This window comes from Pseudomonas oryzihabitans NBRC 102199, assembly GCF_000730625.1.
Classification (GTDB): Bacteria; Pseudomonadota; Gammaproteobacteria; order Pseudomonadales; family Pseudomonadaceae; genus Chryseomonas; species Chryseomonas oryzihabitans.
Genome location: NZ_BBIT01000002.1, coordinates 166838 through 188461 on the forward strand (window position 1 = coordinate 166838; position 21624 = coordinate 188461).

A 21624-nucleotide genomic window follows, 5' to 3' on the forward strand; every position below is an offset into this window, starting at 1 on the left:
GCTCCAGACCGGGACGCCTCAGTGGCGATAGAGCCACAACAGCCCGAGCACCAGGTTGGCTAGAAGCGACAGGGTCGCGACCACCTGCCAGGTGCGCAGCGGATCGCGGTGCAGCAGCGGCAGGGCGCGGACCGCCGGTTGCCGCTCGCCCTGCTCCAGCAGCAGCAGGGCTTCTTCCGCGGTTTCGAAGCGCTCGGCGGGGTCGACCGCCACGGCCCGCTGCAGCCAGTCGTCGAGCCAGGCCGGTACATCCGGACGCCGGCGCAGGGCGCTGGCCGGCGTGCCGAAGCGTGGGCGCTGGAAGGGCTCCACCTCGCCGTAGGGATAAGCACCGGTCAGCAGCTGATAGAGGGTCACCCCGGCCGCATAGAGATCCTGGGCGGGACTCGGCTCGGCACCTTCGAAGGATTCCGGCGCCCGGTAGCTGGGGGTGCCCGGACTGTCCTGCAGATCCTGGGACAGTTGCGGACAATAGGCCAGGCCGAAGTCCAGCAGGCGCAGTTCACCATCCTGGCCGCGGTGCAGATTGTCCGGCTTGATGTCGCGGTGAAGGATGTTGCGTCTGTGCAACTGGCCGAGCGCACGCAACAGGCGCGAGGCGACGTCCAGCCAGTCGGCCAGGGCCAGGGGCCCGTCGCTGGTCAGCTGTTGCGCCAGGGTGCGCCCCGGATATTCGCGCTGCACGAAATAGAGATGGGCGCGCCGTGGCAGCGGATGCACCTCGACGAAGGCGCGGCCGGCGACGCGCCGCAGGAACCACTCCTCCATGAGCAGGGCATGACCGGCCAGGGTGTCGAATTGCAGCGCCGCGGGGAGGGTCTTGAGCAGCCAGGGGCGGCCACCCTCGTCGGTGACCCGGTAGAGCAGCGATTGCCGCGACTCGGCCAGGCGCTCCACCACCGTCCAGCCTTCGAAGGCCTGGCCGGGTTTCAAGGCGGGCAGCGGCGGCCAGGTGTCGGCATTGGCCAGGGTATCGGCCAGGGATATGTCCGGCAGGCGATCGACCCGCACCAGCAGGGCGCTGGCATTGTCCTGGCCGCCGGCATGCAGGGCGCCAGCCACCAGCGCCTGGGCGGTCGCGTCCAGATCGCTGACGCCGTCGACGAGGATGCGCCTCATGCTGTCTTCGCCCAGCGCGGCCCAGACCCCATCGCTCACCAGCAGCAGGGTTTCGCCGGCTTCCAGTTCGCCTTCGCGAAAATCCACCACCAGGTGATTTTCCAGCCCCAGGGCGCGGGTCAGCACATGCTGCATGCCGGCCTGCTGCCAGACGTGGTCGACGGTGAGACAGGTCAGCCGTTCGCCGTGCCAGCGATAGGCGCGGCAATCGCCGACATGGGCCAGGGTGTAGCGCCGGCCGCGGATCACCAGGGCGGTGAGGGTGGTCAGCAGCGGCTGGCCATTGCCGGCGGCCTGCAACCAGCGATTCTGCGCCAGCAGCAGCCGCTCCAGCGCCTGGGCCACCGGCCAGGTTTCCGGGGTGGAGTAATAGTCCTGGGCCAGGGCCTGAAGGGTGGCGCGCGCCGCCAGGCCACCGTCCGGACAACCGCTGACGCCATCGGCGAGGGCGAACAGATGCCCCTTGGTCGCCGCCAGCGCCGCGCTGGGCTGGACACTGCGCAAGGCGTCCTGGTTTTCCTTGCGCGGACCGGTCGCAGTGGCTTCGGCGAAGGCGAGTTCTAGGGGCATGGACGGGGCGCCAGCGGAGAGAGAAGGCGAGCGATGCAAAAGCGATACCCGCTCGACCGACGCCCCCGGTCCGTCACCAGATTTCCACGCGCTGCTCGTCCGGCCGGACCATGGCATCGCCTGCCTTGCAGCTGAAGGCCTGGGCGAAGGCCGGCATGTTGGACGGCGCGCCGATGGCACGGAATCTCATGGGCGCATGGGGATCGGTGTTGAGGAACAGGCGCGCCTGCTCTTCACGGATCGAGCCCCGCCAGACCCGCGCCCAGTTGAGGAAGAAGCGCTGGTCCTGGGTATAGCCGTCGATCTTCCGGGCAGCCTCTTCCGGCTTCTTCGCCAGGGCCAGTTGCAGGGCGTCATAGGCGGCATTGATGCCGCCGAGGTCGCCGATGTTCTCGCCCAGGGTGAGCTTGCCGTTGACGTGCAGCTCCGGATGGTCCGGCAGCGGCCGATAACCGTCGAATTGCTGCACCAGCTTGCCGGTGCGGGCCTCGAAGGCCTTGCGGTCGGCCGGGGTCCACCAGTCGACCTGGTTGCCGGCACCGTCGAACTTGCTGCCCTGGTCGTCGAAGCCATGGCTGGCCTCGTGGCCGATCACCGCGCCGATGCCGCCGTAGTTGATGGCGTCGTCGCCGTCCGGATAGAAGAAGGGCGGCTGCAGGATGGCCGCGGGGAAGTTGATGGTGTTGTCGGTGGGGCTGTAGTAGGCGTTGACCGTCTGCGGATACATGCCCCATTCCTTGCGGTCGGTGGGCTTGCCGATCTTGTCCAGGTCATGCCGGTAGTTGAAGCGCGAGGCGGCTTCCAGGTTGGCATAGAATCCCTGGGGCTGGAGGGTCAGGCCGCTCCAGTCACGCCAGCGCTCCGGATAGCCGATCTTGGGCAGGAAGCTGTCCCACTTGGCCAGCGCCTTCTGCTTGGTCTCAGGGCTCATCCAGTCGAGCTGCTCGATGCGCGCCTTGAGCGCCAGCATCACGTTGTCCACCAGTTCCTGGGCGCGGGCCTTGGCCTGGGGCGAGAAATGCTCCTGCACATAGAGCTGGCCGAGACCTTCGCCCATGGCGCCGTTGACCGCGCGCAGCACCCGCTTCCAGCGCTCGCTCTGCTGCTGCTGGCCGCTCAGGGTCTTCTGGTTGAAGTCGAAGCTCTCCTGCTGGAAGGGCCGGGACAGCAGCGGCGCGGCGTCGTCGATCACATGGGCACGCAGATAGGCCTGCCACTGCTCGACGGGGGTCTCCGCCAGCATCCGGTCGAATTCGGCGAAGAAGCCCGGCTGGGACAGCGAAAAGCCCTGCTGGCCGGTGACGCCCTGGCTGGCGAAGAAGGCCTGCCAGTCGAAGTGCGGCGTCACCTGGTTGGCCTCGGCAAAGCTCAGGTAGTGATACTGGTTTTCCGGATTGCGCAGCTCCACCGGCTTGACCGAGGCGCGCGCCAGGCGACTCTCGAAGGCCAGCACCAGTTCGGCCTGGGCGGCGGCCCTGGCCTTGGGTACGCCGGTCAGGACCAGCAGCCGGGCGATGTGGCCCAGATAGGCCTGGCGCAGCTTGGCGTAGTCGGCTTCGGTGTAGTAGTCGGGTGTCGGCAGGCCCAGGCCGCCCTGGTAGGCATAGGCGATCTGCTGCTTGGCATTCTGGTAGTCGGCGCCGGAGCCGAAGGAGAACACCTGCATGTCGCCGCGGGCGAAGCTCTGTTGCAGGTACTTCACGACATCGGCCGTGGTGCGCAATCCGTCGATGGCCGCCAGTTGCGCCTGGATCGGTCGATAGCCGGCGCGCTCGATGGCGGCCTCGTCCATGCCCGAGCGATACAGCCAGCCGATCTTCTGTTCCACCGAGCCCGCTGCCGCCCGATCGGCCGTGCGGGCCGCCCGCTGCAGGATGGCATGCTGGTCGTTGAGCGATTTCTCCCCCAGGGCCATGAAGGAACCCCAGCGCGACTTGTCCGGCGGGATCGGATTGGCGGCGACCCACTTCTGGTTGACGAAGGTGTCGAGGTCGCTGCAGGCGGTGGCGGGGTCACTCAGTTCGGTGACGTCGAAGACAGGGGCGGCGAAGGCCTGGCCGCCGAGCAGCAGGCCGATGGCGAGGGTGAGAGGTTTCAACGCAGGCATGGGAGAAAAGGGTCTCCAGGATAGGACAGGAAAAGCAGGGTAGGGCGCCGAGGGTAGCGGTCGGGGCGCGACCCTGCCAAGGGCGGGTCTCTTGCGGACCCCAGAAACGACGATCCCCGCCGAAGCGGGGATCGTGGGCGACGTCCTGGATCAGAACACCGTCAGCTGCGCCAGTTGCAGCAGCGGCTGCGGATAGACGCCGAGGACGAAGGTCGCGATGGAAATGGCGATCAGCATCACGCCACCGGCGCGCTGACCCCAGTTCATCGGCGCATCGTGGCGCTGCAGGCCCTGCTCGGTCAGGTACAGGGTGACCATCACGCGCAGGTAGTAGAACAGGCCAATGGCGCTGCCCAGCACGATGGCCGCGGTCTGCCACCACATGCCCGCTTCCACGCCCACGGTGATGACGTAGAACTTGCCGATGAAACCGGCGGTGAGCGGGATGCCGGCCAGGGACAGCATCATCACCGTCAGCGCCGCGGTCAGGTACGGGCGGCGCCAGAACAGGCCGCGGTACTCGAACAGGGCATCGGCGTCACGCTGGCCGTTGCTCGGGCTGGACATCAGGGTGATCACGCCGAAGGCGCCCAGGCTGGTGAAAACATAGGTCACCAGGTAGACCGCTACGGCTTCCATCGACAGGCCTTCGCCCGAGGCCACTGCCACCAGCAGGTAGCCGAAGTGGGAGATGGAGGAGTAACCCAGCAGACGCTTGAGGTTGCTCTGCATCAGCGCCAGCAGGTTGCCGACCAGCATGGAGGCGATGGCGATGAAGGCGATGGCATCGTGCAGCCAGCCGTCTTCGGTGGCCATGGGCATGGTCTGGAACACCCGTACCAGCACGGCGAAGACGGCGACCTTGCTGGCGGTGGCCAGGAAGGCGCCGACCGGCGCCGGGGCGCCCTCGTAGACGTCCGGGGTCCAGAGGTGGAAGGGCACCAGGGACAGCTTGAAGCCGAGACCGACGATCAGCATGCCCAGGCCGATTTCCATCAGCAGGCCGGTGCTGGCCGGGGCGTCCATCTGCATGCCGATGTCGGCGAAGTTGAGGCTGCCGGACTGGGCGTAGAGCAGGGCCATGCCGAACAGCAGGATGGCCGAACCGGCGGCGGACAGCACCAGGTACTTCATGCCGGCTTCCAGGGAGCGGCGATTGAAGTAGCTGTAGGCCACCAGGCCGTAGACCGGTACCGACAGCAGTTCCAGGCCGATGAACAGACCGGCGACGTTCTGCGCCGCCACCAGCACCAGGCCGCCGGTGGCGGAGATCAGCAGCAGCAGGTACAGCTCTTCGCGGTTGCCCGGATAGCCTTCCATGTAGGCATGCGACAGGGTCATGCAGGCCAGGGTGGCGATCAGGATCAGCGCCATGTAGAAGCAGGTGAAGCCGTCGATGCGCAGCAGCGGGGTGACGTCGATGGCGCCGACGCCCAGGGCCGGGATGCAGGACAGCAGGGCCAGGTTGAGACCGATCACGCCCAGGGTCGGGATGATGGTGTGATCCCGCCGCCAGGCGATGCCCAGCATCACCACCACGGCGGTGAAGCCGGTGATGATGATCGGCAGGAGGGCGATGAAGTGTTCGTAGGTAAAGGTCATGGCGCTCTTACCGGGCGGAAACGAGAGAGGAGAAGGCTTCGCCGAGCCACTGCTGGACACCGGCCATGCTCGCGGCCGAGGTATCCAGCACCGGCTGCGGATAGACGCCGAGCAGCACCAGCAGCACGCCAAGCAACAGCAGCATCGACAGTTCCCGTGCGTTCAGACCCGGCAGGGCACCTTCGGCCCTGGCCGGACCGAAGTAGGCGCGGTGGATCATGATCAGCGAGTAGACCGAGGCGAACACCAGGCCGAAGGTGGCGATGACGGTGATCATCGGCACCACCGGGAAGGCGCCCAGCAGGATCAGGAATTCGCCGACGAAGTTGCCGGTACCCGGCAGACCCAGCGAAGCCGAGGCGAAGAACAGACTCAGGGCCGGCAGGTAGGGCACCCGCGCCCAGAGCCCGCCCATCTGGCGCATGTCACGGGTGTGCATGCGCTCATAGAGCTGGCCGCAGAGGATGAACAGGCCGGCGGCGGAGAGGCCGTGGGCGATCATCTGGACCACCACGCCCTGCAGCGCCTGGGGGCTGCCGGAGTAGATGCCGATCAGCACGAAGCCCATGTGCGAGACGCTGGAGTAGGCCACCAGGCGCTTGATGTCGGTCTGGGCGAACGACAGGATGGCGCCGTAGAAGATGCCGATGATGCCCAGCCACATGGCGATCGGCGCGAATTCCGCCGAGGCGTTGGGGAACAGCGGGATGGCGAAGCGCAGCAGGCCGTAGGCGGCGGTCTTGAGCAGGATGCCGGCGAGGTCGACGGAACCGGCGGTCGGCGCCTGGGCGTGGGCATCCGGCAGCCAGGAGTGCACCGGCACCACCGGCAGCTTCACCGCGAAGGCGATGAAGAAGCCCAGCATCAGCAGGTATTCCAGCTTGGGATCCAGTTGCAGCTGCAGCAGGTCTTCGTAGTCGAAGGTCAGGACGCCGGTCGCACCGTAGTTCACCAGCACCAGGGCGATGATCGCCACCAGCATGATCAGACCGCTGGCCTGGGTGAAGATGAAGAACTTGGTGGCGGCGGTGATGCGGCTCTTCTTGCCGTCCGCGGAGCTATGGCCCCACAGCGCGATCAGGAAGTACATCGGCACCAGCATCATTTCCCAGAAGAAGAAGAACAGGAACAGGTCCAGCGCCAGGAACACCCCCACCACGCCGCCGATGATCCACAGCAGGTTGAGGTGGAAGAAGCCGACGTGGCGCTGCACTTCGCGCCAGGAGCAGGTCACCGCCAGCACACCGAGCATGCCGGTGAGCAGGATCATCAGCAGCGACAGGCCGTCGAGACCGAAGTGCAGGCTGATGCCGAAGCGCGGAATCCAGTTCATCTGGAATTCCGCGGTCCAGGCGGTTTCGGCGCCAGGGGCCGGAGCCAGGCTGTAGTCGCCGTGGGCCCACAGCCACAGGCCGAGCACCAGCTCCAGCAGCATGGTGAACAGAGCGATCCAGCGGGGCACCAGCGGGCCGGTCTTTTCCGTGAGGAAGCAGAGCAGGCCGCCGATGAAGGGGATCAGGATTAGCCAGGGCAGAAGCATGACGTGTACTTATCCTTAGTCAGGGGGTCAGGCCAGCAGCAGCGCGCCGAGCAGCAGCACGGCGCCTCCCACGATGGAAGCCGCGTACCAGCGCAGACGGCCGTTCTCGGTGATGCTCAGTGCCAGGTTGCCACCGCGCGCCAGCATCGGGATCAGGCCGATGGCCTGGTCGATGGGATCGCGGCGCAGCAGGCGGGCCAGCAGCAGGTACGGCTTGACGAAGATCAGGTCGTACAGCCAGTCGAAGCCCCAGGCGTGATACCACCAGGTCCCGAAGAAGCGACCCGGTGCGCTCTTGGCCAGGCCGTTCACGAAGGAACGCTTGCCGAGGAAGAGCAGGGCGGCCAGCAGGATACCGGCGATGGCGATGGCCCCCGAGGTGATCTCCAGCGAGTGCTTGGCTTCGCCACCGGCATGGCCGATGGATTCCGGCAGCACACCGGCCAGCGGCGGCACGATCATCGCGCCGACAAAGGTCGAGAGCACCAGCAGCACCGCCAGCGGCAGGTTATGGGCGATGCCGTGGCCGGCATGGGCCTCGGTGTGCGCCTGGCCGTGGAAGGTGATGAAGATCAGGCGGAAGGTGTAGATCGAGGTCAGGAAGGCACCGGCCAGGCCTGCATAGAGCAGGTAGGTGTGGCCGCTGGCCATGGCTTCCCAGAGGATCTCGTCCTTGGAGTAGAAGCCGGCGGTGACCAGCGGCAGCGCCGCCAGGGCCGAACCACCCACCACGAAGCTGGCGTAGGCCAGGGGAATCTTCTTCCACAGGCCGCCCATCTTGAAGATGTTCTGCTCGTGGTGGCAGGCCAGGATCACCGAACCCGAGGCGAGGAACAGCAGCGCCTTGAAGAAGGCGTGGATCATCAGGTGGAAGATCGCCGGTTGCCAGGCGCCGACACCCAGGGCCAGGAACATGTAGCCGATCTGGCTCATGGTCGAATAGGCCAGGATGCGCTTGATGTCGGTCTGCACCAGGGCGGCGAAGCCAGCCAGCACCAGGGTCACGGCACCGACGATGCCGACCAGGTGCAGGATCTCCGGGGCCAGCAGGAACAGGCCATGGGTCCGGGCGATCAGGTAGACGCCCGCGGTCACCATGGTCGCCGCGTGGATCAGGGCGGAGACCGGGGTGGGACCGGCCATGGCGTCCGCCAGCCAGGTCTGCAGCGGCAGCTGGGCCGACTTGCCGACGGCGCCGCCGAGCAGTGCCAGGGTGGCCAGCACGATCAGCGGATCGCCGCTGGCGAAGACGTCGGGCGCCTTCTGCAGCAGCTCCTGGATGTCCAGGGTGCCCAGGGTCATGAACAGGATGAACAGACCGAAGGCCATGAAGACGTCACCGACACGGGTGACGATGAAGGCCTTCAGCGCCGCGTTGCCGTTGGCGCGCTCGCTGTAGTAGAAGCCGATCAGCAGATAGCTGCACAGGCCCACGCCTTCCCAACCGAAGTACAGCAGCAGCAGGTTGTCGCCGAGAACCAGCAGCAACATGCTGAAGATGAACAGGTTGGTGTAGGCGAAGAAGCGCGAGTAGCCCTCTTCACCGCGCATGTACCAAGAGGCGAACAGGTGGATCAGGAAGCCGACGCCGGTGACCACGCCGAGCATGGTCAGCGACAGGCCGTCCAGGTAGAGCGCCATGTTGGGCGCGAAGCCCTCCACGTTCATCCACTGCCAGAGGACGAGGGTCAGGTGACCGTCGGCGGGCGGCGCGACGTGGAAGTTCCAGCCGACCCAGGCGGCGACCAGCGCAGCCAGGCCCACCGAACCCACGCCGATCAGCGCGGAGAGATTCTCCGACAGCCGACCGCGGGAAAAGGCCAGCAGGAAGTAGCCGACCAGGGGAAAGGCGAAGGTGAGGGGTAGCAGGTTCATCCGTGCATCTCGCTGGCGGCATCGACGTCGAGGGTGTGGAAGCGGCGATAGAGCTGCAGCAGGATCGCCAGGCCGATACTGGCCTCGGCGGCGGCCAGGCTCAGCACCAGGATGAACATCACCTGGCCGTCGGGGGCGCCCCAACGGCTACCCGCGACCACGAAGGCCAGGGCGGCGGCGTTCATCATGATTTCCAGACTCATGAGCACGAAGAGGATGTTGCGGCGGACCATCAGGCCCACCAGGCCAAGGGCGAACAGGGCGCCGGCGAGGGCCAGGCCGTGTTCCAGAGGTATGGCGTTCATTGGCTGTTCTCCAGTCCTTGGCGACTCACTCGCCGATCCCGTCTTTGACGTCGCTGCGACCCAGGTGATAGGCCGCGACCAGGGCACCCAGCAACAGCATGGAAGCCAGTTCGACCGCCAGCAGATAGGGTCCGAACAGGCTGATGCCCACGGCCTTGGCTTCCACCGAGGTGTGGCCGATGGCGGCGCCGCCCGGGGTGCGCGACAGCACCACCATCAGTTCCACCAGCAGCGCACCGGCGAGGATCGACGGACCGATCCAGACCTTGGGGGTCAGCCACTTGCGCTCCTGCTCGGCGACGACCGGCCCGAGGTTGAGCATCATCACCACGAAGACGAACAGCACCATGATGGCGCCGGCGTAGACGATGATCTCCAGGGCCCCGGCGAAGGGTGCGCCCAGGGCGAAGAACACCATGGACACGGCCAGTAGCGAGATGATCAGGTACAGCAGCGCATGCACCGGATTGGTGTTGGTGATCACCCGGAAGGTGGCCAGGACGGCCACCCCAGCGGAGAAATAGAAGGCAAATTCCACGACAGCTCCTTAGGGCAGCAGGCTCTTCACGTTGATCGGCTCTGCCTCGCTCTGCGCGGCACCCTTGGGCTTGCCCGCGATGGCCATGCCGGCCACGCGGTAGAAGTTGTATTCCGGATACTTGCCCGGACCCGAGATCAGCAGGTCCTGCTTCTCGTACACCAGCTCCTGGCGCTTGAACTCGGACATCTCGAAATCCGGGGTCAGCTGGATGGCGGTGGTGGGGCAGGCCTCCTCGCACATGCCGCAGAAGATGCAGCGCGAGAAGTTGATGCGGAAGAACTCGGGGTACCAGCGACCGTCTTCGGCTTCGGTCTTCTGCAGCGAGATGCAGCCGACCGGGCAGGCCACGGCGCACAGGTTGCACGCCACGCAGCGCTCCTGGCCGTCGGGGTCACGGGTGAGCACGATGCGGCCGCGGTAGCGCGGCGGCAGGTACACGGGTTCCTCGGGGTATTGCAGGGTGTCGCGCTTGCGGAAGGCGTGGCCGAAGACCATCACCACGCTGCGCAACTGGGTGTAGGTGCCATGCAGGACGTGCAGGATTTCCTTGATCATGACGGATACCTCACTGGCCGATGGCCGGCGTGGCGCTATAGAGCACCACCGCACCGGTCACCAGCAGGTTGATCAGGGTCAGGGGCAGGCAGAACTTCCAGCTGAAGGCCATTACCTGGTCGTAGCGCGGACGCGGAATGGACGCACGCAACAGGATGAAGATCATGATGAAGAAGGCGGTCTTCAGGGCGAACCAGACAAAGGACAGCCAGGGCAGGGTATCCAGGAAGGGACCGTGCCAGCCGCCAAAGAACAGGGTCACCAGCAGCGCCGAGATCAGCACGATGCCGATGTACTCGCCGACAAAGAACATGCCCCACTTCATGCCCGCGTATTCGATGTGGTAACCGTCGGCGAGCTCCTGCTCGGCTTCCGGCTGATCGAAGGGGTGACGGTGGGTGACGGCGATGCCGGCGATGAAGAAGGTGCAGAAGCCGAAGAACTGGGGAATGATGAACCACCAGCCCTGGTGCTGCGCCTCGACGATGTCCCTCATGTTGAAGGAGCCGGTCACCGCGACGATGCCCATCACCGACAGACCCATGAACACCTCGTAGGAGAGGGTCTGGGCCGAGGCGCGCATGGCGCCCAGCAGCGAGAACTTGTTGTTGCTCGCCCAGCCGGCGAAGAGCACCGCATAGACGTTGACGCCGGCCATGGCGAAGAAGAACAACAGGCCGATGTTCAGGTCCGCCACGCCCCAGGTGGGGGTGATCGGGATGACCGAGAAGGCCACCAGCAGCGAGCCCATGGCGATCACCGGTGCCAGGGCGAAGATCATCTTGTCGGCGAACGGGGGCGTCCAGTCCTCCTTGAAGAACATCTTCAGCATGTCGGCGCCCAGCTGGAAGGCGCCGAAGGGACCGACCCGGTTGGGACCGTGGCGGTCCTGCCAGAGACCCAGCAGGCGCCGTTCGACGAAGCTCAGCAGCGCCCCGCAGATGACCACCGCCAGCAGGATGACGATGGCCTTGAGGACGCCGATCACCACGGCGATGAGGGTGGGGGTGAGCCAGGTCATGCCGCGGCCTCCTGCAGTCCTTCCACGGTGAGGCCGGCGAAGTCCACCGGAATCCCTTCGAAGCCGGCGGGCAGACCGACCAGGCCGGCGGACAGCTCGGGCTTGATCTGCAGCGGCAGGCGCAATTCCTGACCGGCGACCTGCAGGCGCAGCAGGGCACCTTCGTTGACGCCCAGGCGGTCGGCATCGGCCTTGGCCAGCGCCACGTAGGCGGCCGGGATGCGCTCACGCACCGGCTCGGCGCGCGAAGAGGTCTCTTCGCTGCCGAACAGGTGGTACAGCGGCACGGCCTGGAAGCCGGACGCGGTACCGCGGACGGCGGCGGCCGGGACGGCGAACCAGTTCAGGCGATCGCCCTGGGTCTCGATCAGGCGCACGCCCGGATCGCCGGCGCGCAGATGACCACCGACCTCGTCCTGGAACTTGTTCCAGGCCTGGGGCGAGTTCCAGCCCGGGGACCAGGCGAAGGGGATCTGCTGACGCGGCTCGGCGCTGCCGGCATAGCCTTCCATGGAGAAGGCGAAGGCGGTGTCGGCGTCCTGGGGCGCGCGCGGCTCGTGCACGCTGAGGTTGGCGCGCATGGAGGTGCGGCCGCTGTAGCGGTGCGGTTCGCGGGCGAGCTTGAGGCCCTTCACCCGGAAGCTGGCGTTGGGCGCGGCGTCGCGGATGCCGTCCAGTTGCGGCGCGGCAGTGGCCACGGCGTCGGTGACATGATCCAGCTGGGTCCAGTCCACCGGACGGTTGTCCAGGGTGTTGCGCAGGGCGTGCAGCCAGCGCCAGCCTTCGCGGACCAGGCTGGAGGGATCGTAGTAGCTCGGCTCATAGACCTGGAAGAAGCGCTGGGCGCGACCTTCCTGGCTGACCAGGGTACCGTCGCCTTCGGCGAAGCTCGCCGCCGGCAGCACCAGATCGGCGCGCTGGGCGGTGGCGGTGCGCTGGTGATCCAGCACCACCAGCACCTGGGCGCGGGCCAGGGCCTGATCCACCTGCTGGGCAGGGGCGCGGCGATAGAGGTCGTTCTCCAGCACCACCAGGGCATCGGCCTGGCCGTTTTCCAGGGCCGCGAAGGCGTCTTCGACGGACTCGCCGCCATAGAGCGCCAGACCCAGGCTGTTGGCTTCGGGCACCACCAGACTCAGGGAGCCGGCCTTGCCCTTGGCGGCCAGAGCCTTGGCCAGGTTGGCGGCGGCTTCGATCAGCGCCGGTTCACCCAGGGAGGTACCGGATACCACCAGTGGACGTTCGGCCGCCAGCAGGGTCTCGGCCAGCAGACGCGCCTGCTCGGCGACTTCGTCGCTCAGGCCGTCGACGGCCGGGGCGCTGGCGTCGATGGCATGGGCCACGGCATGGCCGAAACGGGCCAGTTCCAGCGGCGAGCCATGCAGACGGGCGTCGGCGACGTCGTCCAGGCGGGTGGCGGCGACGCTGGCGATGAACAGCGGATTGCGCTCGCTCTGGCCGATATTCTGCACGGCCGCGTTGAGCCAGGGCTGGATCTTCTGCGCCACGGCCATGGCCTCGGGCTTGCCCTTGACGGACTGCCGCAGGGACAGCGCCAGGCGGGCCGCGGTCTGGGTCAGGTCCTCGCCGAGGACGAAGACGGCGTCATGCTTTTCCATGGCGCGCAGGGTCGGGACGGGCAGGGGGCTGTCCTTGAGCACCTGCAGCACCAGGCGCACATTGGCCAGGTCACGGGCGCTCATGCCGCTGTAGAAGTTCTCGGCGCCGACCAGTTCGCGCAGGGCGTGGTTGCTTTCCAGGCTGGCACGCGGCGAGCCGATGCCGATCACCTTCTTGCCGCGCAGCAGCAGGGCGGCGCGATCCAGGGCGGCGTCGATCCCGGTTTCCAGGCTGCCATCTTTCAGCAGGGCCTGGCGCGGACGATCCTTGCGATTGACATAGCCATAGCCGAAGCGGCCACGGTCGCAGAGGAAATACTGGTTCACCGAACCGTTGAAGCGGTTCTCGATGCGGCGCAGTTCGCCATAGCGCTCGCCGGGGCTGATGTTGCAGCCCGACGAGCAGCCATGGCAGATGCTCGGGGCGAACTGCATGTCCCACTTGCGGTTGTAGCGCTCGGAGTGGGTCTTATCGGTGAACACCCCGGTGGGGCAGACCTCGGTCAGGTTGCCGGAGAATTCGCTCTCCAGGGCACCGTCCTCGACGCGGCCGAAATAGACGTTGTCGTGGGCGCCATAGACGCCCAGGTCGGTACCGCCGGCGTAATCCTTGTAGTAGCGCACGCAGCGATAGCAGGCGATGCAGCGGTTCATCTCGTGAGCGACGAACGGGCCGAGGTCCTGGTTCTGGTGGGTACGCTTGGTGAAGCGATAGCGGCGCTTGTTGTGGCCAGTCATCACCGTCATGTCCTGCAGGTGGCAGTGGCCGCCTTCTTCGCAGACCGGACAGTCGTGGGGATGGTTGGTCATCAGCCATTCGATGACCGAGCTGCGGAATTCCTTGGCTTCGGCGTCTTCGATGGAGATGTAGGTCTTGTCGCTGGACGGGGTCATGCAGGACATGACCAGGCGCCCGCGGGTGTCGTTCTCGTCGGCGAACTGCTTCACCGCGCACTGGCGGCAGGCGCCGACGCTGCCCAGCGCTGGGTGCCAGCAGAAATAGGGGATGTCGAGCCCCAGGGACAGGCAGGCTTCGAGGAGGTTGTCCGCCCCGTCGACCTCGTACGTCTTGCCGTCTACGTGGATAGTGGCCATAGGGTTTTCTTCTCACCCGCGCAGGGCGGGTCTGGCTAATGGGAAAACGTTCGCGCCGACCTGGCGATCGCCAGAGGCAGCGCCGGCCGGAACGGGTCCGGCCAGAAAGCGATGGAAGCGGCCCCCGCGGGGGCCGATCCTCAGGTCACGCTCGCCGAAGCAGTCGGTCGCGGCTCGCTGGGCGCCTTGCGCACACCGGCCTCGAACTCTTCGCGGAAATACTTGATGGCACTACCCAGGGGCTCGACGGCACCCGGTGCGTGGGCACAGAACGTCTTGCCCGGGCCGAGGAAGTTGACCAGCTGCAGCAGGGTGTCCAGATCGCCCTGCTGCCCCTCGCCCTTCTCCAGGCTGCGCAGGAGCTTGACGCTCCAGGGCAGGCCGTCGCGGCAGGGGGTGCACCAGCCGCAGGATTCCCGGGCGAAGAATTCTTCCATGTTGCGCAGCAGCGAGACCATGTTGACGCTGTCGTCCACGGCCAGGGCCAGACCGGTACCCATGCGGGTGCCGACCTTGCCGATGCCGCCGGCGTACATCTGCGCCGAGAGGTGCTCGGGCAGCAGGAAGCCGGTACCGGCGCCACCGGGCTGCCAGCACTTGAGCTTGAAGCCGTCGCGCATGCCGCCGGCGTAGTCCTCGAACAGCTCCTGGGCGGTGATGCCGAAGGGCAATTCCCAGACGCCAGGGTTCTTCACCTTGCCGGAGAAGCCCATGAGCTTGGTGCCCATGTCTTCGCTGCCTTCGCGAGCCAGGCTCTTGTACCAGTCGACGCCGCCCGCGACGATGCCCGGCACGTTGCACAGGGTCTCGACGTTGTTGACGCAGGTCGGCTTGCCCCAGACGCCGACGGCGGCGGGGAAGGGCGGCTTGGAGCGCGGGTTGGCGCGGCGACCTTCCAGGGAGTTGATCAGCGCGGTCTCTTCGCCACAGATGTAGCGACCGGCGCCGGTGTGGACGAACAGCTCGAAGTCGAAGCCGCTACCGAGGATGTTCTTGCCCAGCAGGCCGGCCGCCTTGGCTTCTTCCACCGCGCGCCGCAGGTTGGCGGCGGCGTCGACGTATTCGCCGCGCAGGAAGATGTAGCCGCGATAGGCCTTGAGCGCCCGGGCACTGATCAGCATGCCTTCCACCAGCAGGTGCGGCAGCTGCTCCATGAGCAGGCGGTCCTTCCAGGTGTTGGGTTCCATCTCGTCCGCGTTGCACAGCAGGTAGCGGATATCGAGGGATTCGTCCTTGGGCATCAGGCCCCACTTCACGCCGGTGGGGAAACCCGCGCCGCCGCGGCCCTTGAGGCCGGAGTCCTTGACTTCCTGGACGATGGCATCGGGAGCCAGCTCGGTCAGCGCCTTGCGCGCCGCGGCATAGCCGTCCTTCGCCTGGTATTCCTCCAGCCAAACCGGAGCGCCGTCTTCACGCAGGCGCCAGGTCAGGGGATGGGTCTCGGGGGTACGGGCAATGCTGTTGGCAGGCCCGAAGGAGGTCAGTCTCATGCGTATCCCTCCAGCAGTTTGGCCACGCCCGCGGGTTGGACATCGCCATGGGTGTCGTCGTCGATCATCAGCGCCGGGGCCTTGTCGCAATTGCCCAGGCAGCAGACCGGCAGCAGGGTGAAGCGGCTGTCGGCGGTGGTCTGGCCCAGGCCGATGCCCAGCTGGCGCTGGATCTCGCCAACCACGGATTCGTGGCCGCCGATGTAGCAGGTCATGCTGTCGCACACCCGAATGATGTGGCGGCCGACTGGTACGCGAAAGATCTGGCTATAGAAGGTGGCCACGCCCTCGACGTCGCTGGCAGGAATGCCCAGCACTTCGCCGATGGCGTAGATGGCGCCGTCCGGCACCCAGCCACGTTCCTTCTGGACGATCTTCAGGGCCTCGATGGACGCCGCGCGCGGGTCCTCGTAGTGGTGCATCTCGTGCTCGATGGCCGAGCGCTCGGTTTCGCTCAGGACGAAACGGTCGGTTTGGATCAGGGTTTCGGTGCTCATGCTCAGCGGTCCACGTCGGCCATGACGAAGTCGATACTGCCCAGGTAGGCAATCAGGTCGGACACCATGCTGCCGCGGATGACGGCCGGGATCTGCTGCAGGTGCGGGAAGCTCGGCGTCCGGATGCGGGTGCGGTAGCTCATGGTGCTGCCATCGCTCGTCAGGTAGTAGCTGTTGGCGCCCTTGGTCGCCTCGATCATCTGGAAGGCTTCGCCGGCCGGCATCACCGGACCCCAGGACACTTGCAGGAAGTGGGTGATCAGGGTCTCGATGTGCTGCAGGGTGCGCTCCTTGGGCGGCGGCGTGGTCAGCGGGTGATCCGCCTTGTACGGGCCCTCGGGCATGTGCTGCAGGCACTGCTCGATGATGCGCAGGCTCTGGCGCATCTCCTCGACGCGCAGCATGCCGCGGTCGTAGCAGTCGCCGTTGTGGGCGATGGGCACTTCGAATTCGAAGTTCTCGTAACCGGAGTAGGGGCGGGCCTTGCGCAGGTCGAAGTCCAGACCGGTCGCGCGCAGGTTGGGACCGGTGACGCCCCACTCGAGGGCTTCCTTGGTGTTGTAGACGGCGACGTTCTTAGTCCGGCCGATGAGGATGCTGTTCTTCATCGCGGCCTTTTCGTACTCGTCCAGACGCTTGGGCATCCAATCGAGGAATTCGCGGACCAGCTTGTCCCAGCCACGTGGCAGGTCATGGGCGACGCCGCCGATGCGGAACCAGGCGGGGTGCATGCGGAAGCCGGTGATGGCCTCGATCACCTTGTAGGCGCGCTGACGGTCGGTGAAGGTAAAGAACACCGGGGTCATGGCACCGACGTCCTGGATATAGGTACCCAGGTACAGCAGGTGACTGTTGATGCGGAAGAACTCGGCCATCATCACGCGGATGAAGTCGACCCGCGACGGCACCTTGATGCCGGCGAGCTTTTCCACCGAGAGGACGTAGGGCAGGTTGTTCATCACCCCACCCAGGTAGTCGATCCGGTCGGTGTAGGGGATGTAGCTGTGCCAGGACTGGCGCTCGGCCATCTTCTCGGCGCCGCGGTGGTGGTAGCCGATCTCCGGCACGCAGTCGACGATCTCTTCGCCGTCCAGCTGCAGGATGATGCGGAAGGCACCGTGGGCGGAGGGGTGGTTCGGACCCAGGTTGAGGAACATGAAGTCGGAATTCTCCGCATGCTCCTTCATGCCCCATTCCTCGGGCTTGAATCTCAGGGTTTCCTGTTCGAGGTCCTGCTTGGCGGCATTCAGCGCATAGGGATCGAACTCGGTCGCGCGCGCCGGATAGTCCTTGCGCAGCGGATGACCCTGCCAGTTGTCGGCCATCAGCATGCGCTTGGGCAGCGGGTGTCCGTCGAAGTGGATGCCGTACATGTCCAGCACTTCCCGCTCGTACCAGTTGGCATTGGGGAAGATGCCGGTGGCGGTGGGCAGGCGCAGGTCGTTGGCGGAGAGGGCCACCTTGAGCATTACATCGCTATTACGGTCGATGGACAGCAGGTGGTAGAAAACGGTGAAGTCCGCGTTGGGCATGCCGCGGCGGTGGGTCCGCAGCCGCTCGTCCACGCCATGCAGGTCATAGAGCATGACGTAGGGGCGGGGCAGATTGCGCAGGAAGCGCAGTACTTCGATGATTCGTTCGCGTGCCACCCAGATTACCGGCATGCCGGTACGGGTGTCTTGCAGGGTCAGGGCGTCGGCGCCGAATTGGCCCTGGAGTTCGCCAACCACCGACGCTTCGCCGGCAGGGGCGAGCGCAGAGGCGGACAGAGCGGTGTCTGCGGTCATGATGTTCCGTCGCTAATCGATCGTCGTCAGCGTGCAGGTCCCGAAGGGGACTTACACTTCGTCTGGGCTGCGCAGGTTGGTGACCTGGATGCGGCGCTCGCGGTTCTGCTCGCGCTGCGAAGGCATCTCGGCGCGGTAGATACCCTGGTCGCCCACCACCCAGGAAAGGGGGCGGCGTTCTTCACCGATGGAGTCCTGCAGGAGCATCAGGCCCTGGAGGAAGGCTTCGGGGCGAGGCGGGCAGCCGGGCACGTAGACGTCGACGGGCAGGAACTTGTCCACGCCCTGAACGACCGAGTAGATGTCGTACATACCGCCGGAGTTGGCGCAGGCGCCCATGGAGATCACCCACTTGGGTTCCAGCATCTGCTCGTACAGGCGCTGGATGACCGGGGCCATCTTCATGAAGGGGGTGCCGGCGATGACCATGAAGTCGGCCTGACGCGGCGAGGCCCGGATGACTTCGGCGCCGAAGCGGGCGATGTCGTGGGGCGCCGTGAAGGCGGTGGTCATTTCCACATAGCAGCAGGACAGGCCGAAGTTGTACGGCCACAGGGAATTCTTGCGTCCCCAATTGACCGCGCCCCGCAGGACATCTTCGAGCTTGCCCATGAAGATGCTGCGGTTGACCTGACTTTCGACGGGGTCGGCCACGGTTTCCCGCTGGCCGGCCGGATAGCGGTCTACTGCCGCATCGGGATCGATCCGGGTGAGATTGTATTGCATTGCCAAAGCCTCATTGTTTCGACTTCGCCTGCCGCTCGCGACGGCTCGCAGGCGCCCAATCGAGCGCTCCGATTCGCCACAGGTAGACAAGACCCGCCAACAGAATTGCTATGAAAATGGAGGCTTCCACGAAGCCGGCCCATCCCGATTCACGGATGGACACCGACCAGGCGAAGAGAAAGAGGGCTTCGACGTCGAAGATCACGAAGAGCATCGCGACCAGGTAGAACTTGGCAGAGAGACGAAGACGGGCACCCCCGGTGGGGACGATGCCGGACTCGAAGGGGTCGTTCTTGCTGCGGCCCACGGCTTTGCTGCCGAGCAGGCTCGAGACTCCGAGCATGAAGGCGATCAGACCAACCACGCCCAGGAGAAATACCGCGAAGCTCCAGTTGTGGGTCAGTAGGCTGATCGACTCAGACATGCTTTGAATCCTTAATTATTGGGTATCAGGCGCTATCAGTGCGACACGGTGTCGCAAGACAGACAGATTTTATGCTCTATCGATTCATTCTGTAAACTTATTGGTCCAAAAAGATTCTATTGGACTGCTTTGAATCAAACTAAACAGAACTTCCGGTTTATTTGAGAATGAATATAAGAATTATTCTCAAATAACTTCCTTCTGTTCCTGTGTCCTAGATTGCCAGCCGCGGCAGGAGTTCTGCCGTTCGCCGGTTTGCTAGTCGATGAGATCGGCGCGGATGCTCAGCTGACGGTCGTCACGGCCTTCGGTGGAGTAGTGGCGGACAAGGTCGCTCTGGTCGCCCTCGATCTGCTGCCGGAAGCCGCCCAGGTCCAGCCACTGGCCCAGGGGGCCGCTGATGCGGGTAGCGGCGCTCTGGGTCTGCACCGTGCCCGGACGCATGGCGGCGGCCCGGTCATCGACGCTGCTGATGTCCAGGTGCACCAGATTGCCGCTCAGGCGGGCGGTGACCTGAAAGCCCCGTTCGAGGCGGCGATAATCGGTCTGGGCGTAGCTCTGACCATAGGGCGAGGTCTGGTAGGTGGTCACCGGGACGTCTTCACCGAAGCGGATGAAGGCGGGATAGCCCTCGGTGACCTGGACGCGCTGGGCGCCATCCTCCTTCTGGCCGGTGCTGTCTTCGATGATGCGCACCTGGGGCGCACGCACGTCGCCGTTTACCGAATAACCCTGACTGGCGCCCGAGCTGCCGGCGCGGGTGGCCAGGGTGATGAGCAGGCGCCGCGGCTGGGTGTCCAGCTGGGCGAGCAGACTCTTGAGTTCGGCCAGCTTGGCCGGCTCGGCATTGACGATCAGCTGATTGCCGTAGACGTTGACCTTGCCTTCGCTGCCAAGGACGGCTTGCAAGGTAGGCAGCAGATCGTCGGCGGTGCGGTATTGCAGGGGTATGACCTCGGTACGAGGCGCCGCCCAGGCGGCGGTCGTCAGCAGCAACAGGAACGCCAGCAGACCTTTCACAGCACCATCCTCCGCAATTCCTGATCCGGCTGGCTGCTGGCCCAGAGGCGATCGAAGACCTGCTGCTGAACCTTGACGGCGGCGCGGTCGCCGTAGCGGACGAAGCCGGTGGGCGCGCTGCCCGTGCGGCGCAGCAGGGCCTGGTCGTCGACGATGAGGCAGCTGCCTTCCGGTTGCTGATCGGCCGGTGGCCGCCGGATCAGCAGATTGCTGGTCAGGCGTTGCGCCAGGGCGATGAGTCGGTGCCCCTGGCGCATGGCGAGGGCACTGTCGTTGATGAGGATGCGGACCTGATGCCGCGGATGGCCCAGCAGCAGACGCTTGATCGCCGCCTCGACGGCGAGATTGTCGTAGAGCGGTGCTTCCAGGTCGGGCGTCTGGATGCTCAGCTGGCGGCTGGCTTGGCCGATGAGGCGGACACCGTGCTCACGCAGGGCGTCCAGGCCTTCGAGGCGCAGGGCGAGGTCCTGGCCGAGCTGGGGTTCGGGCAATCCGTCCAGGGTCAGATCGGTAAAGGACTCGTCCACGGCGGCTCCCCATTACTCGTCGTCTTCTCCGGCGAAGATCAGGCTGCCCTGCTGGAGCAGTTCGCGGATCAGGCGCATGGCATCGTCGTCCTGCAGCCAGGGCGCGAGATTGGCCTCGTGCAGGACGTCCGCCGAGCATAGCAGGTCGAGCAGCGGTTGCAGCCGCATGGGCAGCAGGCGGCTCTGGCCGCTGGCGAAGACCATCACCTCGTCTTCCAGGCGACTCCAGGCGATGCGGCCGCTGGGGTTGCGCATCAGCAGGGCGCCTTCGTCGAGTTCCTTGCGCAGCTGCTTGGCGCTGAGGTTTTCTCCGGCGACGCGCTCCGGGTAGCGCGGCTCGGTCATGTGCTGGCCGAACCAGGCCAGCAGCAGGCGATCGTCGCTCAGGTGACGCTCCATGAGGCCGCGCAGCCGCTCGATGGCCTCGGGCGGAATCTCCGCCGGATGCTCGCTGGCCGGGGCGCAGCCGGCGTCGCTGTAGCGCTCGTCCTCGGGGATGAACTGGTTGAGGAAGTCGGTGAAGTGGGTGAGCACCTCGCCGGCACTGGGGGCGCGGAAGCCGATGGAGTAGGTCATGCACTCGTCTTCGGCGATGCCGTCGTGGGCCAGGCCCGGTGGCAGATAGAGCATGTCGCCCGGTTCCAGCACCCATTCGTCGGTCTGCTGGAAGTCGGCGAGGATCTTCAGCTCCAGGCCGTCGATCAGCGGGCTGTCGGCGGTGCACGGCTGACCGATGCGCCAGCGACGGCGGCCATGGCCCTGCAGCAGGAAGACGTCATAGTGATCGTAGTGGGGGCCGACACCACCACCGGGGGCGGCGTAGCTGATCATGACGTCGTCGACGCGCCAGCTGGGCAGGAAGCGGAAGGCCTCCAGCACCTCGGCCACCTCGGGGACGAACTGGTCGACCGATTGCACCAGCAGGGTCCAGTCGCGCTCGGGCAGGCTGGCGAAGGTGTCTTCCGGCAGCGGGCCGCGGCGCAGCTCCCAGGTGCGGTCCTGGCCGATGATCAGGCGGGATTCGATTTCCTCTTCCAGCGACAGGCCGGCCAGCTCGTCCGGTTCCAGGGGGCTCTGGAAATCCGGGATGGCCTGGCGGATCAGCAGGGGTTTCTGCTGCCAGTAGTCGCGGAGGAATTCACGGGCGGTCAGGCCGCCGAGCAGTTGCAGGGGTTGATCCGGGTTCATGCACACCTCGCGCAAT

Annotated in this window: 18 protein-coding genes; all 18 read right to left on the reverse strand. The window is 65.9% G+C overall.

The features are described 5' to 3' along the window. Positions 1-18 precede the first annotated feature (18 nt). The 18 genes from POR01S_RS02245 to POR01S_RS02330 all read right to left on the reverse strand — a co-directional run bounded on the left by POR01S_RS02245 (position 19) and on the right by POR01S_RS02330 (position 21608). On the reverse strand, positions 19-1689 hold the full coding sequence (locus POR01S_RS02245; protein ID WP_042133473.1) for a bifunctional protein-serine/threonine kinase/phosphatase: 1671 nt from the start codon (positions 1687-1689) through the stop codon (positions 19-21). A gap of 73 nt (positions 1690-1762) precedes the next feature. Continuing rightward, the gene (locus tag POR01S_RS02250) at positions 1763-3796 is read right to left on the reverse strand and encodes a M13 family metallopeptidase (protein ID WP_169853332.1); all 2034 of its coding nucleotides are present in this window, start codon (positions 3794-3796) and stop codon (positions 1763-1765) included. A gap of 150 nt (positions 3797-3946) precedes the next feature. Beyond that, complete coding sequence (nuoN, locus tag POR01S_RS02255; protein WP_027599801.1) at positions 3947-5398, reverse strand: NADH-quinone oxidoreductase subunit NuoN; 1452 nt, start codon at positions 5396-5398, stop codon at positions 3947-3949. Between the two features lie 7 nt (positions 5399-5405). Beyond that, positions 5406-6938, reverse strand: coding sequence for an NADH-quinone oxidoreductase subunit M (gene nuoM, locus POR01S_RS02260; RefSeq protein ID WP_042133478.1), 1533 nt, complete (start codon positions 6936-6938; stop codon positions 5406-5408). Positions 6939-6965: 27 nt separating this feature from the next. Then, positions 6966-8813, reverse strand: coding sequence for an NADH-quinone oxidoreductase subunit L (gene nuoL / locus POR01S_RS02265; RefSeq protein ID WP_027599800.1), 1848 nt, complete (start codon positions 8811-8813; stop codon positions 6966-6968). After that, positions 8810-9118 carry an NADH-quinone oxidoreductase subunit NuoK gene (gene nuoK / locus POR01S_RS02270; RefSeq protein WP_007158894.1) on the reverse strand — a complete coding sequence of 103 codons (309 nt, stop codon included), beginning with the start codon at positions 9116-9118 and terminating at the stop codon, positions 8810-8812. The genes nuoL and nuoK overlap by 4 nt, the downstream gene beginning before the upstream one ends. Positions 9119-9143: 25 nt before the next feature. Next, positions 9144-9656, reverse strand: a complete 513-nt coding sequence (nuoJ, locus tag POR01S_RS02275) for an NADH-quinone oxidoreductase subunit J (RefSeq protein ID WP_042133480.1) — start codon at positions 9654-9656, stop codon at positions 9144-9146. A 9-nt stretch (positions 9657-9665) separates the two neighbouring features. Next, a complete protein-coding gene (gene nuoI / locus POR01S_RS02280) occupies positions 9666-10214 on the reverse strand; it encodes an NADH-quinone oxidoreductase subunit NuoI (protein WP_007158892.1) in 549 nt (182 codons plus the stop codon). 10 nt (positions 10215-10224) lie between these two features. Continuing rightward, entirely contained in the window at positions 10225-11235 is a 1011-nt protein-coding gene (gene nuoH / locus POR01S_RS02285) for an NADH-quinone oxidoreductase subunit NuoH (protein ID WP_007158891.1), read from the reverse strand. Further along, positions 11232-13949, reverse strand: a complete 2718-nt coding sequence (nuoG, locus tag POR01S_RS02290; protein ID WP_042133483.1) for an NADH-quinone oxidoreductase subunit NuoG — start codon at positions 13947-13949, stop codon at positions 11232-11234. The genes nuoH and nuoG overlap by 4 nt, the downstream gene beginning before the upstream one ends. 140 nt (positions 13950-14089) lie before the next feature. Then, positions 14090-15439: an NADH-quinone oxidoreductase subunit NuoF gene (gene nuoF, locus POR01S_RS02295; RefSeq protein ID WP_017642309.1), complete on the reverse strand. Its 1350-nt coding sequence runs from the start codon at positions 15437-15439 to the stop codon at positions 14090-14092. Then, complete coding sequence (gene nuoE / locus POR01S_RS02300; protein ID WP_007158888.1) at positions 15436-15936, reverse strand: NADH-quinone oxidoreductase subunit NuoE; 501 nt, start codon at positions 15934-15936, stop codon at positions 15436-15438. The genes nuoF and nuoE overlap by 4 nt, the downstream gene beginning before the upstream one ends. A gap of 2 nt (positions 15937-15938) precedes the next feature. Continuing rightward, the gene (gene nuoC / locus POR01S_RS02305; RefSeq protein ID WP_042133486.1) at positions 15939-17723 is read right to left on the reverse strand and encodes an NADH-quinone oxidoreductase subunit C/D; all 1785 of its coding nucleotides are present in this window, start codon (positions 17721-17723) and stop codon (positions 15939-15941) included. A gap of 51 nt (positions 17724-17774) precedes the next feature. Beyond that, positions 17775-18449 (reverse strand): NuoB/complex I 20 kDa subunit family protein, encoded by a 675-nt coding sequence (locus POR01S_RS02310; RefSeq protein WP_007158886.1) that lies wholly within the window; start codon positions 18447-18449, stop codon positions 17775-17777. Between the two features lie 10 nt (positions 18450-18459). Next, positions 18460-18873 carry an NADH-quinone oxidoreductase subunit A gene (locus tag POR01S_RS02315; protein ID WP_007158885.1) on the reverse strand — a complete coding sequence of 138 codons (414 nt, stop codon included), beginning with the start codon at positions 18871-18873 and terminating at the stop codon, positions 18460-18462. Between the two features lie 258 nt (positions 18874-19131). After that, a complete protein-coding gene (locus POR01S_RS02320) occupies positions 19132-19893 on the reverse strand; it encodes a secretin N-terminal domain-containing protein (RefSeq protein ID WP_042133489.1) in 762 nt (253 codons plus the stop codon). Next, positions 19890-20420, reverse strand: coding sequence for a DUF7931 domain-containing protein (locus tag POR01S_RS02325; RefSeq protein WP_042133491.1), 531 nt, complete (start codon positions 20418-20420; stop codon positions 19890-19892). Before POR01S_RS02325 ends, POR01S_RS02320 begins: the two co-directional genes overlap by 4 nt. A gap of 12 nt (positions 20421-20432) precedes the next feature. Further along, the gene (locus POR01S_RS02330; RefSeq protein ID WP_042133493.1) at positions 20433-21608 is read right to left on the reverse strand and encodes a ribosomal protein uL16 3-hydroxylase; all 1176 of its coding nucleotides are present in this window, start codon (positions 21606-21608) and stop codon (positions 20433-20435) included. Positions 21609-21624 lie beyond the last annotated feature (16 nt).

Coding starts and splice junctions, on each gene's coding strand:
- nuoI (WP_007158892.1), bottom strand. CDS start 10,214: ATGATCAAGGAAATCCTGCACGTCCTGCATGGCACCTACACCCAGTTG.
- POR01S_RS02245 (WP_042133473.1), bottom strand. CDS start 1,689: ATGCCCCTAGAACTCGCCTTCGCCGAAGCCACTGCGACCGGTCCGCGC.
- POR01S_RS02315 (WP_007158885.1), bottom strand. CDS start 18,873: ATGTCTGAGTCGATCAGCCTACTGACCCACAACTGGAGCTTCGCGGTA.
- POR01S_RS02330 (WP_042133493.1), bottom strand. CDS start 21,608: ATGAACCCGGATCAACCCCTGCAACTGCTCGGCGGCCTGACCGCCCGT.
- nuoE (WP_007158888.1), bottom strand. CDS start 15,936: ATGAGCACCGAAACCCTGATCCAAACCGACCGTTTCGTCCTGAGCGAA.
- nuoN (WP_027599801.1), bottom strand. CDS start 5,398: ATGACCTTTACCTACGAACACTTCATCGCCCTCCTGCCGATCATCATC.
- POR01S_RS02310 (WP_007158886.1), bottom strand. CDS start 18,449: ATGCAATACAATCTCACCCGGATCGATCCCGATGCGGCAGTAGACCGC.
- nuoH (WP_007158891.1), bottom strand. CDS start 11,235: ATGACCTGGCTCACCCCCACCCTCATCGCCGTGGTGATCGGCGTCCTC.
- nuoM (WP_042133478.1), bottom strand. CDS start 6,938: ATGCTTCTGCCCTGGCTAATCCTGATCCCCTTCATCGGCGGCCTGCTC.
- nuoC (WP_042133486.1), bottom strand. CDS start 17,723: ATGACCGCAGACACCGCTCTGTCCGCCTCTGCGCTCGCCCCTGCCGGC.
- nuoK (WP_007158894.1), bottom strand. CDS start 9,118: ATGAACGCCATACCTCTGGAACACGGCCTGGCCCTCGCCGGCGCCCTG.
- POR01S_RS02250 (WP_169853332.1), bottom strand. CDS start 3,796: ATGCCTGCGTTGAAACCTCTCACCCTCGCCATCGGCCTGCTGCTCGGC.
- nuoG (WP_042133483.1), bottom strand. CDS start 13,949: ATGGCCACTATCCACGTAGACGGCAAGACGTACGAGGTCGACGGGGCG.
- nuoL (WP_027599800.1), bottom strand. CDS start 8,813: ATGAACCTGCTACCCCTCACCTTCGCCTTTCCCCTGGTCGGCTACTTC.
- nuoF (WP_017642309.1), bottom strand. CDS start 15,439: ATGAGACTGACCTCCTTCGGGCCTGCCAACAGCATTGCCCGTACCCCC.